This window comes from Niallia sp. FSL W8-0954 (assembly GCF_038005605.1).
Classification (GTDB): Bacteria; Bacillota; Bacilli; order Bacillales; family Cytobacillaceae; genus Niallia; species Niallia circulans_A.
In genome coordinates this window covers 3,058,999-3,072,950 of record NZ_JBBOTN010000001.1, presented here as the reverse complement: position 1 = coordinate 3,072,950, position 13,952 = coordinate 3,058,999, and the positions used below count along the sequence as shown (strand labels likewise).

The window sequence follows — 13,952 nt, the reverse complement described above, 5'->3', positions numbered from 1 at the left end:
ATGGACTGGACACTATTTGATACGCCAGATTATTTACAGGGAGGTAGTGCTAAACAGCAGCAAGCATATTTAGCATTGAAGAAATTAAAAATAAATGAAATTTTACATTCTTATAAGCCAATTCTTTGCGGAACCATTCCAATTGGAGTGGATATAGAGTCTTCCGACTTAGATATTATAATGGAAGTCTACGAATTTGAAATTTTTAGCCAGATTGTCATCGATTATTTTGGAAAAATGAATCATTTTCGTCTAAAAAGATTAATGATTAGAGAAGTGGAAATAATCAAAGTAAATTTCTATTTTGATGGTTTTGAATTTGAATTGTTTGGTCAGCCTATCCCGGTTAAGCAGCAATATGCGTATCTCCATATGATAATTGAACACGCCGTTTTAAGGATAAATCCATCCATAAAAGAAGAAGTACTTATACGAAAGAAACAAGGTTATAAAACAGAGCCAGCTTTTTGTCAGGTTCTAGGGTTAAAAGGTGATCCTTATCAGGCGCTGATTGAATATGGGAAAGAAAAGAGATTCATTTAAGTATCAGTAGAAAAAGGAAGGGACAACAGTGAAAAGAAAAATAATCGGTGAATGGAAGTTTTATCATTCAAAAAATATTCATAATAAAGACAAAATTGTAATCTTATATCATGGTTGGGGTGGAACAGCGAAGGGATACATAGAGTTGGCCGAAAAAGTGGCTCAAGAAGGATATGGCGTATTAATTCCTGACATCCTATATCACGATGAAAGATTTCCTATAGAAGATCACTTTGGTTACAACATTACTCAGCAGTACTTTTGGGATACTATTTTCCATACTATTGATGAATTTAATGAGTTTTTAAGCGTAGTAGGTGTAAAGAAAAACAGTATCCTATTAATAGGCAATTCAATGGGGGGATTTATAGCCAATGGTATTTTTGCGAGAGAGCCTGACATAAGAGGCTTAGCAAATATCAATGGATCGGGTTCCTTCCTCCTTACAGAAAAATTATTTCGAATACGAGATGATAGAGAAGAGATGTCTCAAGAAGAAGAGGAGCTAATAAAGAAATACGATCCAATAAGCACAACGAGGAGTCTATCACCAGTTCTTCTTATGCATGGAGATAGTGATACGATAATTCCAATCGAGGGTCAAGAAAATCACTATAAGTATCTTAGCCAGGAGAAGGGACGAACCAATGTGGAGTGGGAAATTTTTAAAAAAGTGAATCATGCATTTACACCGGAAATGGTAGAGAAACTTATTGCTTGGTTAAAGGAAATTTAAAAAAGGCTGAGGGGATAGGATGGACTTAATATTTATACGACATTAAGAGGGAGAACATACACTTAACTTCCTGCTAGTTTACAAAAAAGAAATCCTTCTCTCACAAAAAAGGGGAGGGGTCAAGCTAATAAGCTAAAGGAACGTTTGCCTTTAGCCACTCAGGATATTGTGTTTATTAGCCCCTTAGTAAGGACATTGGAAACAGCTATGCTATGGACTGATGAAGTCGATTGTCAAAAAATAGTAACTCCTTATGTTTCTCCAAGAATGTTCCCTCTCTTAACGAATAAACAAACCTTGCCTTGTGATCTAATGATGGAAAAGGAGAAAATACTAGATATTTTTCCTGTCTTTGAACAAGACGACAATCCTCCTGCGTCATTATGGGAGAAAGGATTTAATACAGTCATAGACGAGGATATCCATATAATAAAAGAAAGATATCAAGAATATGCAGACCTACCATTAAATGCAAATAGAGGTGGATCCTTTAAATTTATTCAGTTAATTATGAAGATTGAAAGCTTAGCTGATATAAAGTTAAATTATTTTGATTTGCAAGTTGAAGTGAATAAGATGATGTATTCAACCTTAGAGTATCAATTGAAATTTTTTTAACAGACTTAAAGCAAATATCTTTTAATAATAATAATTTAGTGTTAACTTTTAAAAATGCAAGTATGGTTTATTGTCTATGAATATCAGAAAAGAGAACGTGACGGTGTATCGAGTAGTGTTTTCACTGATATCAAAGTTGGTTTTACATATATTTATTATGAAAAATGGCTTTTGTATTTATTGATAGCATCGCTTTTAGTTAACTTTTTTATAGCAGAATTCGAAACAGTACTAATATTCAAATATTAGGAAAAACTTAGGGAGTAATTAATGAAGAATATAATATTAGGTAATATCGTATGAAAGCATTTACATTTTTAAAGGTCTATGATAATATAATTTCATAACTTGTAGGACATGAGACAAGAGAGGGAAAAAGAATGGGACTTAATTCCATTGATAAAAAAAATATTGTTAATTCAGTTTATGAACAATTAAAAGAACATATTATTAACGGTACTTGGCAACCAGGAAGTAAAATTCCTTCCGAAACGCAATTACAGAAATTGTTTAATGTAAGCAGAGTGAGTATTAGAAGCGCCATACAGCGTTTGAGGGATTTAGGAATTGTTGTTACATATCAAGGAAAGGGAACTTTCGTATCAGATGATATTAATGGAAAAAGCATCAATGATTTTGTTCCGGTAATGCATCTTAGCGAAGAAGAATTTTTTGACATGATGGTATTTCGCCAAACCATTGAATTCAAATGTTTAGAATTAGCTGTACAGAATGCAACAAAAGAAGATATTGATAATATTGAAGAGATTCTAAATGATATGTTTCGATATAGAGATGACTATAAGAAATATTCGGAAATAGACTTTAATTTTCATTTAGCTATAGCTAAAGCGTCAAACAATATCGTTTTTTATAGAGTGATGCATTCAATTAGAGATTTCTATTATTATTATTTAGAAGAGTTAAATAGAGTGATTGGGATTACTTTAGATAGTATTGAAGCACATTTGCAAATCTTTCGAGCTATTCAAAATAGAGATGCAGAATCTGCTAAAACTAGTCTTAGTAAATCCATGGAAAGTAATATTGAAATTATAAAAAAAATAAAGAGTTCAAGAAAATAATTCACCTCTTTTGATAGAGGTAATTATTTTTCCTGCCAAACTTGTAGGACAACTAACGAGTTGATGATATTTTAATTCAAAAATTAGGAAGGAGCAATGAAATGAATCACTTAGAAATTCGTGATGTAAAAGTAATACTAACTGCACCTGGAGGAATCGATCTAGTTGTTGTAAAGGTTGAAACAAACGAACCAGAATTATATGGACTAGGGTGTGCAACCTTTACTCAAAGAATATTTGCCGTAAAATCAGCTGTTGAGGATTATCTTAAACCATTTCTTATTGGGAAAGATCCAAGAAGAATTGAAGATATTTGGCAGTCTGCAAATGTAAGCGGATACTGGAGGAACGGCCCAATTATGAATAATGCACTTTCTGGGGTCGATATGGCTCTTTGGGATATTAAAGGAAAATTGGCAAATTTACCAGTCTATCAATTATTAGGAGGTAAGTGCCGGGATGGAATTCCTCTCTATCGACATGCTGACGGTCCAGATGAAGTGGCAGTGGAGGAAAACATCATAGCCCTTATGGAAGAGGGTTATCAGTATGCTCGTTGTCAGATGGGCATGTATGGTGGGAGTGGAACCACTGATACAAGGTTAATAGCCACTGTTTATGAGAAATCTAACAAAATAGTTCCAAAACGATCACCTAAAACATCATTAGCCGGATGTTATTTTGATCCAGAAGCATACTCGAAAAGTATAGAAAAACTATTTGATCATCTGCGCTCTAAGATCGGATACAATATGGAATTTATCCATGATATTCACGAAAGACTTCCAGCAATTGAAGCTGTAAGATTAGCAAAAAAATTGGAACCTTATCATCTCTTTTTCCTAGAGGATCCCGTTGCACCTGAGAATATTGAATGGTTGAAAATGATTAGACAACAGACGTCTACCCCAATAGCAATGGGAGAATTATTCACGAATGTGAATGAGTGGAAAAGTTTAATTGCTAATCAGCAAATCGATTTTATTAGATGTCATGTTAGTTCGATTGGCGGTATTACACCAGCTAAGAAACTAGCCACTTTTAGTGAACTATACGGGGTACGTACTGCTTGGCATGGACCAGGTGATATTTCACCTGTAGGAGTAGCAGCTAATCTTCATTTAGATTTAAGTACACCTAACTTGGGCATTCAAGAATGGACTCCATTCAATAATGCGTTGGAAGAAGTTTTTCCGGGGTGCCCACAAGAAGAAAATGGCTTTGCTTATGTAAATGAAAAACCTGGATTAGGAATAGACATTGACGAAGAAAAAGCAAAGAAATTTCCCGTTGCAGGTGGAATACCGTCCTGGACTTTAGCACGTATACCAGATGGAACTGCTGTAAGACCATAATATGATTTTCTTTAATTAAGTATGAGTCAACAGTGTAAAGCTTTGCTAGAATCATAAGGCGGTTCAAAGGTGGATATCTTATTGTCGTAATGAAACTATTTTAGGAGGGTTGGTAAGTATGAGGCTCTTGGTATCATAGAAATAGTATCGGTTTAATAATGGATATTTATAGATGAAAAGGAGTGATTTCTAATGAAAGTAGGAGCTTATGTAAACTCTATGCAAGTAGAAATGATAGAAAGAGAGATACCAACTCCTAAGGAGGGGGAGGCCTTAATCAAGGTATCTTATGCGGGAATATGTGGAACGGATATGATGATTTATCATGGATTACATCCAAGAGCAAAAGCACCACTAATATTAGGACATGAGTTTAGCGGTGTAGTGGAGGAAGTTGTGGAAAATGAACAGATAAAAAAAGGGGATAAAGTAACCGTTGAGCCACTTTTAAGCTGCGGAAAATGTGCAGCTTGTACTAATGGCCAAATGCATGTTTGCGAAAAATTGCGATATATAGGGATTGATCAAGATGGTGGCTTTGCTGAGTATACTACTATTCCGATTAACAGACTAAGAGTACTACCGGATGGAGTTACAGAGAAAGAAGCGGCTATGCTTGAGCCTTTGACTGTTGCGATACATACTGTTAGACGTTCAAATATGAAAGTCGGAGACACGATAGCAATTCTGGGTGCCGGACCCATTGGTTTGCTTATTGCTCTTATTGCGGAACGTGCAGGAGCAGGAAAGATATTCATTTCTGATGTAAGTACGATGCGTCTAAAGATTGCCAGAGATATGGGCTATGAGGGCATAGATGCAAAAACCATGGATATTGTTCAAATAGTTAAAGATTCAACAAATGGTGTAGGAGCAGATGTGGTATTTGAAGTAGCTGGAAATCAAATTACAGCTAATCAAATGATTGATTGTATCAAGTATCAAGGGGAAATCACAGTTGTTAGTGTTTATAAAAAGCCCCCTACTATTAATCTTGCAAGTATGCATTTTAGAGAAATCTCACTTAAGACAACAAGGTGCTATAGTTCAGATGACTTTACAAAAGCTATTGAGTTACTTGGCCAGCGTAATATAGATCTTAATCCATTAGTCTCTCATGTCCTTCCATTAGAGGACATAAAACAAGGTTTTGATTTAATGGAAAAACCAGATGAATCATTAAAAATTTTATTTAAACCATAAGGAGTTGGTGAAGATGACGCAAGCGTTTGATTTATCAGGAAAAGTAGCAGTTGTTTCAGGAGCTACTCGGGGAATTGGTCAAGGGATTGCTATTGGACTGGCAGAAGCTGGTGCAGATATTGTGCTTTTACAACGAAGTGATGATACATCCACTGAAGAGAAAATAAAAGCATTAGGTGTTCGTTGTAAAATTATTCAATGTGATCTCATGAATCTGAATGAAGTAAAGCAAGCAATTCCAAAAGCCATTGAGACTATGGGCTCAGTTGATATCCTTGTAAATAATGCTGGGATTCAAAGACGTTCACCTGCAGTAGATTTCTCTGAACAGGATTGGGACGATGTATTAAATGTGAATTTAAAGGCAGTTTGGATTCTTTGCCAACAAGCAGGAAGACATATGGTTGAAAAAAACAGTGGGAAAATTATTAATATCGCATCTCTTGCTTCGTTTCAAGGTGGTCTGTTTGTTCCAGCCTATGCTTCTGCTAAAGGGGCAGTGGGTCAACTTACAAAGGCTCTTGCAAATGAGTGGTCATCACAAGGTGTAAATGTGAATGCCATTGTTCCAGGTTATATTGCTACAGAAATGAATACTGCTTTAATCAATGATCCTGTACGCAGTAGACAAATCACAGAAAGAATACCTGCTGGTCGATGGGGAAACCCAGAAGACTTCAAAGGTCCCGCTGTATTTCTAGCATCTGATGCAGCCAATTATGTGCATGGTCATCTGCTTGCAGTTGATGGCGGATGGTTGGGCCGTTAATTAAAATAGCTTTAAAATTTCATCATGTCTTGTTTAACTAGTCTAAAGTGGTTATGACTTTATTGTCATAAAGAATGATTACCATAAAGGGGAAAAAGGGGGAGACTAGTATGAGTTTAGAAAGAAATAATTCTATAAAAGATTTTATTCCAGCACCAGCAATGAAAAAAACGAATATTCGCTGGATGATTGTATCTATGTGTTTTTTAGTCACCACTATTAACTATGCAGATCGGGCAACAATTTCAATAGCTGCCTCACCTTTACAAAGTGATTTAGGGATTAGTGCTATAACAATGGGGTATATTTTCTCTGCATTTAGTTGGGCTTATGCTCTTGGTCAAATTCCAGGAGGTTGGATTTTAGATAAGTTTGGAACAAAAAAAGTTCTTTTTTGGAGTCTATTTCTTTGGTCAACCTTTACTTTATTACAAGGGTTTGTTGGATTTTTTAATGCTAGTACTGCCATAGTAATGCTATTTATTCTAAGATTTATTGTGGGGCTAACTGAAGCACCTTCTTTTCCTGGAAATAGTCAAGTAGCTGCATCTTGGTTCCCTGATAATGAACGTGCAACTGCATCAGCTATTTTTAGTGCCTCAGCGTTTCTTGCTATAATTATTTTTAACCCATTTATGTCCTGGATAACACAATCGTTTGGTTGGGAATACGTTTTTATTATCATGGGCGCATTAGGTATAATGATTGCTTTAGTTTGGTTAAAAGTAATCCATAATCCGAAAAATCATCCGCATGTTAATCAGGCAGAACTGAACTATATAGAGCAGGGCGGCGGGATACTAGAGATGATGGAGAAGGGAGCCAATAAAGAAGTCAGTGGCATCAATTGGTCACATATTAAACAGTTACTGAAAAGTCGTATGTTAGTAGGAGTATATATTGGGCAGTATTGTATTTCAACACTTACTTACTTCTTCATGACTTGGTTTCCTGTTTATTTGATTCAAGAACGAGGGATGTCTATCCTTGAAGCAGGATTTGTTGCGACATTACCTGGACTTAGTGGCTTTTTAGGTGGAATTTTAGGAGGGGTCTACTCTGATTATTTATTAAGAAAAGGTAAATCTCTTACTTTTGCCCGTAAAACTCCTATAATTATTGGTATGATTCTTTCAGCAAGTATGATTATTTGTAATTATACTGATGCAGAATGGCTAGTTGTAGGGATTATGGCCTTAGCTTTCTTTGGTAAAGGATTTGGACAATTAGGCTGGGCTGTAATGGCTGACTGTTCTCCAAAAGAAATTGGAGGGATAAGTGGAGGCTTATTTAACACTTTTGGAAATATTTCAGGGATTACAACACCTATCATTATAGGTTACATCATTGCTGCAACAGGTTCCTATAATGGTGCGTTGGTTTTTGTTGGAATTAATGCAATAGTTGCTATGATTAGTTACTTATTTATTGTTGGAGAAATTAAACGTGTTGAATTAAGCAATTCTGCTAAATAGGAACTTAATGCAAAATAACCCTATTTTTGAAAGGGTTATCAATATAGTGGGATTAGAAGAATTAAAACTTATTGGATTCTATTCGATTATTATATATATCGGGATAGTTTTTCTAATTAATAACAAATAATTAAGCAATGAAAAAATATCAGGAATAGTAACAGTTGTCAGTGCAAATTTCACTGAATAAAAAATTCTAAGAAGTTATTTCTTCTTCACACTAAAAAATAAGCGTGTCTTATAAAACAAATGAGGTTTGTTATGGGAGAAGGAATTTACAAAACTCTATAGAATATAAAAGTTAGTTACAATATGAAAGTGTTGTCTGAATTGAATTACTCATAATTTATAAGGACCTTCTTCTATGAAAGAGAGGTTCTTTTTTTATTAACTAGTAGGAGAATAGTATTAATTATATTGATAAATTTACAGAAAGAGTTTTTTAGGGGAGAGAATGATGAAGAAAGCACAGCTAGTTATTGACGCTCAAAATGGGATGTTTCAAGAAGGGGATGTTGTTCATAATAGTAAGAATAGAGAATCAAACTTAGTTGATAATTGAATCAAAACAATATGTCTTTGATGTTTTATACGATGAGGAATTAGGATAGATTGTTCAAACTTCCTATTGTCAAATTGGAGGATGTATAGTTAATTACATTCCTTGCCAATCTAAAATCTCGGCTATTGAACTCTCTGCAAGGATGACCTTTAAAGGATGAAACCTGTTGCTAATGGAATCTGCTTAACTTGTAACGAAGACACATATGAAATGCAAACATAGAGAATAGCATGAATTCTATAATTTTTTTAATACAATGAGGTTGATAAATCTCATTATATTTCTACCCTCCACCCATAGATTTATAATCGCAGTGAGAAGTACTTGCGGAGCAACAAAATTTGCAAAATTTTATTACTTAACTTTTCACTGTTTTTCTAAGTTTTGTATAACTAAATATCGTTTGCAAAGAAGAACACTAACTATTAGCAGAAAAACTAAAATAGAAACCAAGAGATATTACGAACGAGGAAATTTAGATGCTTTAAAGAGAAGAAACTCGAAAACAGAGAAAATAAATCCAATTGTGAGTTTCTTCTCAACATAAGATAATACAAATCCATGTCATTATGTAGGATATAAGTAGTAATGTACTATTTAATTATCTAAGAAGTTTTTGAAAATGTATTTTCAATGAAGTAAACAACATTGAAAAATATAGCGTCAAAAATAAATGAGTGAAAGAAAATCTAAATTTTTTGCTGACATGTGGAAGTTTTCAGTATGTGTAAATCATACTCATATATGATTTATTTACTATTAAATGTTACCCAAACTTTATAAATAAATGAATCCTCTACCTTTAATCCTGGACGAATATTGAAACTTTTTTCTGTATGAACAACATAATCAGGATTAGAAGCTAGGAAAAATGAAAGAGCATATGCTATTTTATAATCTGGTGTAATATACCCATTTATTGTTCTACCATGTATTTCGTTTGCTATAGAATCAGCCCATACCTCTGATTCTCTTAAAGTTTCAAAAATAATACTTTCTTTTTTCCATTCTATCTCCATCATTTACAACCTCATTTCTTTATTTCTTATGTTTCGGTTTATTCTTTAGGGCATTTTGCAAGTTAAATATCGATAACCATATCTTTCCGGATTTGTACCCGTTATATGCCAAGAAAGATTAACTATATCACCTTTTTTGAGTGGATAACTTTGACCCTTAATTTGATAATTTTTCATGCTTCCATGAAAATTATATGATGCTCCTTCGGAATGAGGTTCATATGGTGTGTTTATAGCTTTACCGTTTACTGCTGCAGAGGGCATTTTAACTACTACAATTGGACCCAAAAATGATCTAGCTGAAGAAGTTAAATGAAACCCCCACATTAAAGATCTATAACTACCTGTGAGATTTTTAACTTGCATTGTTACAGTGGCAACATTATGTGAATGAGTTCTATTACAACTAGGTGGTCCTAAAGAAATTGCAGCATCAGGGCTACTCAGATTGTTAGGTCTATCTTCAACTTCTAAATCACTAATAATTTCATTTGATCCTTCTTTAATTATCTCATTCTCAGAAAAACCACCACCCTGGTACTCTTCTGCATTTCCTATACCAGTATTAGTGAATAGAAGTAACAAAACTGCTAATATTCCGGATTTTATTATTTTCACTATATTACCTCCCACATGATTTTTGGTATTTTGATTCCATTTTAAGGATAACACACCTATTTTTCTGAGTATACAGAAAATTTTGATTATGTTCATTTGATATTAAATTTAACTTATTATGATATAAGAATAAAAATATACTATGTCGCAATCTAAATAAAAAAAAGGAGGAAAGAAGTGTACCTATCCTTCCTAAATTGATAATTAAATAGATTCTTTTTATCGTATGTACTGGTATTATTATTAATTAATAAAGAATGTTTCTTTTTGTAGGTTTATAAAAAGATTGATCATTTAAAACAAAGTTCGATTATTTAAAATAAAGTTTGATAAAAATATCTATTTTGTATAGTAGTTCTTTGTTCCGCAATCGGGCCAGATTGTTGTATAAAAAAAGGGGGAGTCACAAATTTTAGTAAAAACAAATAAAAATTATATTTGGGTATTTTTCATTATCTTTTTTGTTCTTTGGTGTGTGAGAGAATTATGGTTAGTCCAATACTTAGACATGATGGAGTCCATACCAAGGGCTATAACATCAGCAGTTATCAAAATAGCCATTTGGGTCACTCCTGTTATATTTTTGGTTAAAGTTATGGAGAAACATAATCCGTTATCCTATTTAGGCTTACGTTACAATTTTAAAAAGGGGTTAAAATGGGTATGTTGGGTGTCTTTAGTTTTCATATCTTATTTTGTAATTTTAAATTTTATCGTTTTAAAAAGTAATATTGATTTTCAAATGGGGTTGCATGAGTGGCTTAATATAGTTCTGTTGGTGGGAATTACTGAAGAAATTGTGTTTAGAGGTTTTTTACTAAGAAAATTAATGGATTCTTATAAATTCTGGATAGCAAACACAATTACAGCTTTGCTCTTTGTATCAATTCATTTCCCGATTTGGTTTTATAAAGACCTATTCGAGTTTTCATATCTTTTAAATGGCATAACAACGACCTTTGTTTTAGGTATTATATTGGGATTTATATATAAAAAGAGTAACTCACTTTGGTCAGTAATTATTGTTCACTCTTTATATAATTTGTTAGTATCACTGTTCTACTAACGGGCGCGATTGTCATTTTATATTTTATAGTATTCGTTCTCTTTAGGGCTTAACTCTAAGTTCACCTATTTGTTCTAACAGTTATATCTGCGTCTGCGCTAATAATCAAGAGAGACATAGTAAATCCTAAGGCTATAATTGAAGTGAAAATAATCTTTTTTTATACATTTTTTTCCTCCCGTTATTTTTAAAAATTTTCATCACAAACCTATTTATATATTGGTATAGCCAACTAATATTAGGAGGAGGTACTATGTTTATCATGAAATTAACAAACAACTTTTTTATCAGGCTATTAATTTGTTCTGTTTCTTCAGCTTTTTTTCTTGCTCTTTTTTTGTTTTACTTTATTAACTCGGTTCCATTTTCCTTTTTCGACTCTTTTGATTTAGCTTCATTCATGTTATTTTTCACTATTTTTAGTTTAATCTATCTAGTAATAGGAGCGCCAATTCAGTTTCTCTTTAGAAAGTCCCTAAATAATTCCTATATTAAAAATTTTGTATTATTTTTTATAGTAGGTTTTATAGTTAATTTGATTTTCTTTCCGATTGCTACCGATCTAAATCCCAAATTTTACTTAGACCAAAATTTTTACTATATGATCATCTCTAGTAGTGTAATATTCTGGTCGAATGATTTAATTTTCCTAAGAATTAATCACGAGAAATTAAATTTCTAAAATCATATTAATAAATATATCAAGAGCCGCATTATCTAGTATTTCTTCTAATAGTTTTACTTTCTGATCTTTATAGAGATAATAAATTATAGTTAGGTTTCGTATCAGTATATTTTTTGGCTGAAATGCCTTGACCATATTTCTTGTTTTTATTATGTAAGGTTACAAGTGAAAAAACAACAGGAAGTCCACAAGAATTCTATGGCAATGTACATAAGTACAATCTTCCATAGTCTAAAATATACCCTATGTAAAGGACAAAAAAGCCTAGACTACGTTAAGTAGAGATGATTTTCCGAAAGAGACAGATTGGTTTCAGATATCTTGTTGAATTAGGATGGGTGTATATGCAAGTAAAAAGAAAATTTGGTAACCATAAAAACTGGAAACGGATAGTAGAAAAGCAATATGCTCAAACGTTTATGAAGACAGAAGAGTTTACAGGATATTTGGCGCTCTTTCATTCAATGAAGGTAGTGGAGTCAGTAACAAAAAGGTATGATCAGAAAGCTGTGTGTATCCTTGATGATGGCTATATGTGGCTTCATCAGTTTCCCTTATATAAACATCATTCTGTCACTACTATGTTTAATGCAAATGGAGATAAGGTTAGTGGGTTAGGCTGAACAAAAAAGCAAATAAAAACCACTAAACTTCAAGTGGTTTTCGTAAATTTATATTAATTTCCCATTATAAGCGTGCCTAGTATGTGGTAAAAAACAGGGAACAAAAACAATACTACATTGGCAATTATACCTACTAATGATAGGGTATCTCTACTCCGTTTATACCCTAAAAAGCCGATGACTGCTCCAATAGGACACACAAAAAGCGGCATAAGCACAGGTAATCCTTGAATCTTTTCCAACGGAATGATGTCTGTAAAAAAATTAAGAATCAATAGTCCAAGGACAATAGGAAAAAGAATTGACAGTACACCTAAAAAGCTACTTTTATTGCTTTGTTTTTCTCTGATATTCTGATGCACATTCATACTCCTTTCAGATTTGCTTTTCATAAATTCATTTTTTGAAAACATGACAGGATAAAACATTATATGTATACTTTACTATACAATTATTGGAAGTGTATGAAATTTTTTAAAAAAAGTTGTATTTTTACATTGAATAAGAGGGAGAATAATTTTGCTAATATCTGATAAACTGTACGGGAATTTTGAGATAGAAAAAGTTTTAATAGAATTAATAGAAAGTAAGCCAATCCAGCGATTAAAAGGAATTCATCAAGGCGGAGCAAGTTATTTAGTAAATGAAAACTGGAATGTCACGCGCTATGAGCATTCAATTGGGGTTATGCTTTTAATCCGAAAGCTTGGAGGTTCGATAGAGGAACAAATTGCTGGTTTATTGCATGATGTGTCTCATACTGCCTTTTCCCATATTATTGACTTTGTCTTAGATAAACAGAATGAGAATTATCATGAGGAAATATTTCTTTCTGTGATAAAGGATTCTGAAATACCGATAATCTTAGAAAAATATCATTATGACTATGTGAAAATAATCGGAGACGATTCTAAATGGACCATTTTGGAGCAACCTGCACCAAAATTATGTGCCGATCGTGTGGACTATACATTACGAGATATGTATACATATGGAAAAATATCGTTAAAGGATGTAGAAGGATTTTTAGAAAATATTGTAATAGTTGAAGGGAAAATGTGTTTACAACATGTCGATTCGGCAGAATGGTTTGTTGAAACCTATTACAAAGAGGTCATCGATTTTTTCATGCATCCGTTAAATATTTATGGATATGACCAGTTAACAAAAGTTTTAAAAGCAGCATTAGCTCATAGCATCCTACAATTTTCTGATTTTCTAGGCGAGGATAAGGAGTTAATCCATAAAATAAGTACAGCAAAGAATGTGGAGCTCCAAATGCTATGGAATAAGCTCCATCCCAGTGTGAAAGTAGTCGAAGATGAAGAGGATTTTGATATCCATTTAAAGAATAAGGTTCGACTTATTGACCCATTAATTTTCTGCCGAAATAAACTACTAAGTGCTTCAAGCCTTTCGCAAAAAATTCAAGGGATGAATCATGCAGCTTTGCAAAAAGCGAGGAAAGGTGCTTATGTAAAAGTGATAGAAGCGTAAGGGAGTTGTTTTATTGGTTACTCGTTTCAATCCCTTCTGTACTAACTTTTAAGCATGCAAAGTAAATCCATATATCGTTCTAATAGATTAATAGATAA

General features: G+C 33.1%; 14 protein-coding genes. 11 read left to right on the top strand and 3 right to left on the bottom strand.

Annotated features, from left to right (window positions below):
- From NX902_RS15205 to NX902_RS15170, 8 genes are all read left to right on the top strand, one after another.
- The gene (locus NX902_RS15205) at positions 1-543 is read left to right on the top strand and encodes a DUF4269 domain-containing protein (RefSeq protein ID WP_123257879.1); all 543 of its coding nucleotides are present in this window, start codon (positions 1-3) and stop codon (positions 541-543) included.
- Between the two features lie 28 nt (positions 544-571).
- Entirely contained in the window at positions 572-1,279 is a 708-nt protein-coding gene (locus NX902_RS15200) for an alpha/beta hydrolase family protein (protein ID WP_249937853.1), read from the top strand.
- A gap of 144 nt (positions 1,280-1,423) precedes the next feature.
- On the top strand, positions 1,424-1,897 hold the full coding sequence (locus NX902_RS15195; protein ID WP_341160822.1) for a hypothetical protein: 474 nt from the start codon (positions 1,424-1,426) through the stop codon (positions 1,895-1,897).
- A gap of 380 nt (positions 1,898-2,277) precedes the next feature.
- The gene (locus NX902_RS15190; protein ID WP_095334201.1) at positions 2,278-2,982 is read left to right on the top strand and encodes a FadR/GntR family transcriptional regulator; all 705 of its coding nucleotides are present in this window, start codon (positions 2,278-2,280) and stop codon (positions 2,980-2,982) included.
- Between the two features lie 101 nt (positions 2,983-3,083).
- The gene (locus NX902_RS15185) at positions 3,084-4,337 is read left to right on the top strand and encodes an enolase C-terminal domain-like protein (protein WP_095334200.1); all 1,254 of its coding nucleotides are present in this window, start codon (positions 3,084-3,086) and stop codon (positions 4,335-4,337) included.
- 192 nt (positions 4,338-4,529) lie between these two features.
- Positions 4,530-5,540 carry a zinc-dependent alcohol dehydrogenase gene (locus NX902_RS15180; protein ID WP_341160821.1) on the top strand — a complete coding sequence of 337 codons (1,011 nt, stop codon included), beginning with the start codon at positions 4,530-4,532 and terminating at the stop codon, positions 5,538-5,540.
- 13 nt (positions 5,541-5,553) lie between these two features.
- Positions 5,554-6,309: a 2-dehydro-3-deoxy-D-gluconate 5-dehydrogenase KduD gene (gene kduD / locus NX902_RS15175; protein ID WP_095322430.1), complete on the top strand. Its 756-nt coding sequence runs from the start codon at positions 5,554-5,556 to the stop codon at positions 6,307-6,309.
- Between the two features lie 110 nt (positions 6,310-6,419).
- A complete protein-coding gene (locus NX902_RS15170) occupies positions 6,420-7,784 on the top strand; it encodes an MFS transporter (RefSeq protein WP_095334197.1) in 1,365 nt (454 codons plus the stop codon).
- 1,311 nt (positions 7,785-9,095) lie between these two features.
- Here the strand turns inward: NX902_RS15170 and NX902_RS15165 are convergent.
- Together NX902_RS15165 and NX902_RS15160 are read right to left on the bottom strand one after the other, a co-directional pair.
- Positions 9,096-9,359: a hypothetical protein gene (locus NX902_RS15165; protein WP_123259138.1), complete on the bottom strand. Its 264-nt coding sequence runs from the start codon at positions 9,357-9,359 to the stop codon at positions 9,096-9,098.
- Positions 9,360-9,410: 51 nt separating this feature from the next.
- Positions 9,411-9,983, bottom strand: a complete 573-nt coding sequence (locus NX902_RS15160) for a hypothetical protein (protein ID WP_095334196.1) — start codon at positions 9,981-9,983, stop codon at positions 9,411-9,413.
- 508 nt (positions 9,984-10,491) lie between these two features.
- Here NX902_RS15160 and NX902_RS15155 point away from each other — a divergent pair.
- Positions 10,492-11,049 carry a CPBP family intramembrane glutamic endopeptidase gene (locus tag NX902_RS15155; protein WP_095334194.1) on the top strand — a complete coding sequence of 186 codons (558 nt, stop codon included), beginning with the start codon at positions 10,492-10,494 and terminating at the stop codon, positions 11,047-11,049.
- A gap of 1,029 nt (positions 11,050-12,078) precedes the next feature.
- Positions 12,079-12,357: a hypothetical protein gene (locus NX902_RS15150; protein ID WP_341160820.1), complete on the top strand. Its 279-nt coding sequence runs from the start codon at positions 12,079-12,081 to the stop codon at positions 12,355-12,357.
- 53 nt (positions 12,358-12,410) lie between these two features.
- Here the strand turns inward: NX902_RS15150 and NX902_RS15145 are convergent, their stop codons facing one another.
- Positions 12,411-12,770, bottom strand: coding sequence for a hypothetical protein (locus NX902_RS15145; protein WP_341160819.1), 360 nt, complete (start codon positions 12,768-12,770; stop codon positions 12,411-12,413).
- Positions 12,771-12,876: 106 nt separating this feature from the next.
- Between NX902_RS15145 and NX902_RS15140 the strand changes: the two genes are divergently transcribed.
- Entirely contained in the window at positions 12,877-13,854 is a 978-nt protein-coding gene (locus NX902_RS15140) for an HD domain-containing protein (RefSeq protein WP_341160818.1), read from the top strand.
- The last annotated feature ends 98 nt before the right edge of the window (positions 13,855-13,952 follow it).

Bases quoted from the DNA above. Each gene is read 5' to 3' on its own strand.
- NX902_RS15185 (WP_095334200.1), top strand. From the start codon at position 3,084: ATGAATCACTTAGAAATTCGTGATGTAAAAGTAATACTAACTGCACCT.
- NX902_RS15170 (WP_095334197.1), top strand. From the start codon at position 6,420: ATGAGTTTAGAAAGAAATAATTCTATAAAAGATTTTATTCCAGCACCA.
- NX902_RS15155 (WP_095334194.1), top strand. From the start codon at position 10,492: ATGATGGAGTCCATACCAAGGGCTATAACATCAGCAGTTATCAAAATA.
- kduD (WP_095322430.1), top strand. From the start codon at position 5,554: ATGACGCAAGCGTTTGATTTATCAGGAAAAGTAGCAGTTGTTTCAGGA.
- NX902_RS15150 (WP_341160820.1), top strand. From the start codon at position 12,079: ATGCAAGTAAAAAGAAAATTTGGTAACCATAAAAACTGGAAACGGATA.
- NX902_RS15145 (WP_341160819.1), bottom strand. From the start codon at position 12,770: ATGTTTTCAAAAAATGAATTTATGAAAAGCAAATCTGAAAGGAGTATG.
- NX902_RS15180 (WP_341160821.1), top strand. From the start codon at position 4,530: ATGAAAGTAGGAGCTTATGTAAACTCTATGCAAGTAGAAATGATAGAA.
- NX902_RS15190 (WP_095334201.1), top strand. From the start codon at position 2,278: ATGGGACTTAATTCCATTGATAAAAAAAATATTGTTAATTCAGTTTAT.
- NX902_RS15205 (WP_123257879.1), top strand. From the start codon at position 1: ATGGACTGGACACTATTTGATACGCCAGATTATTTACAGGGAGGTAGT.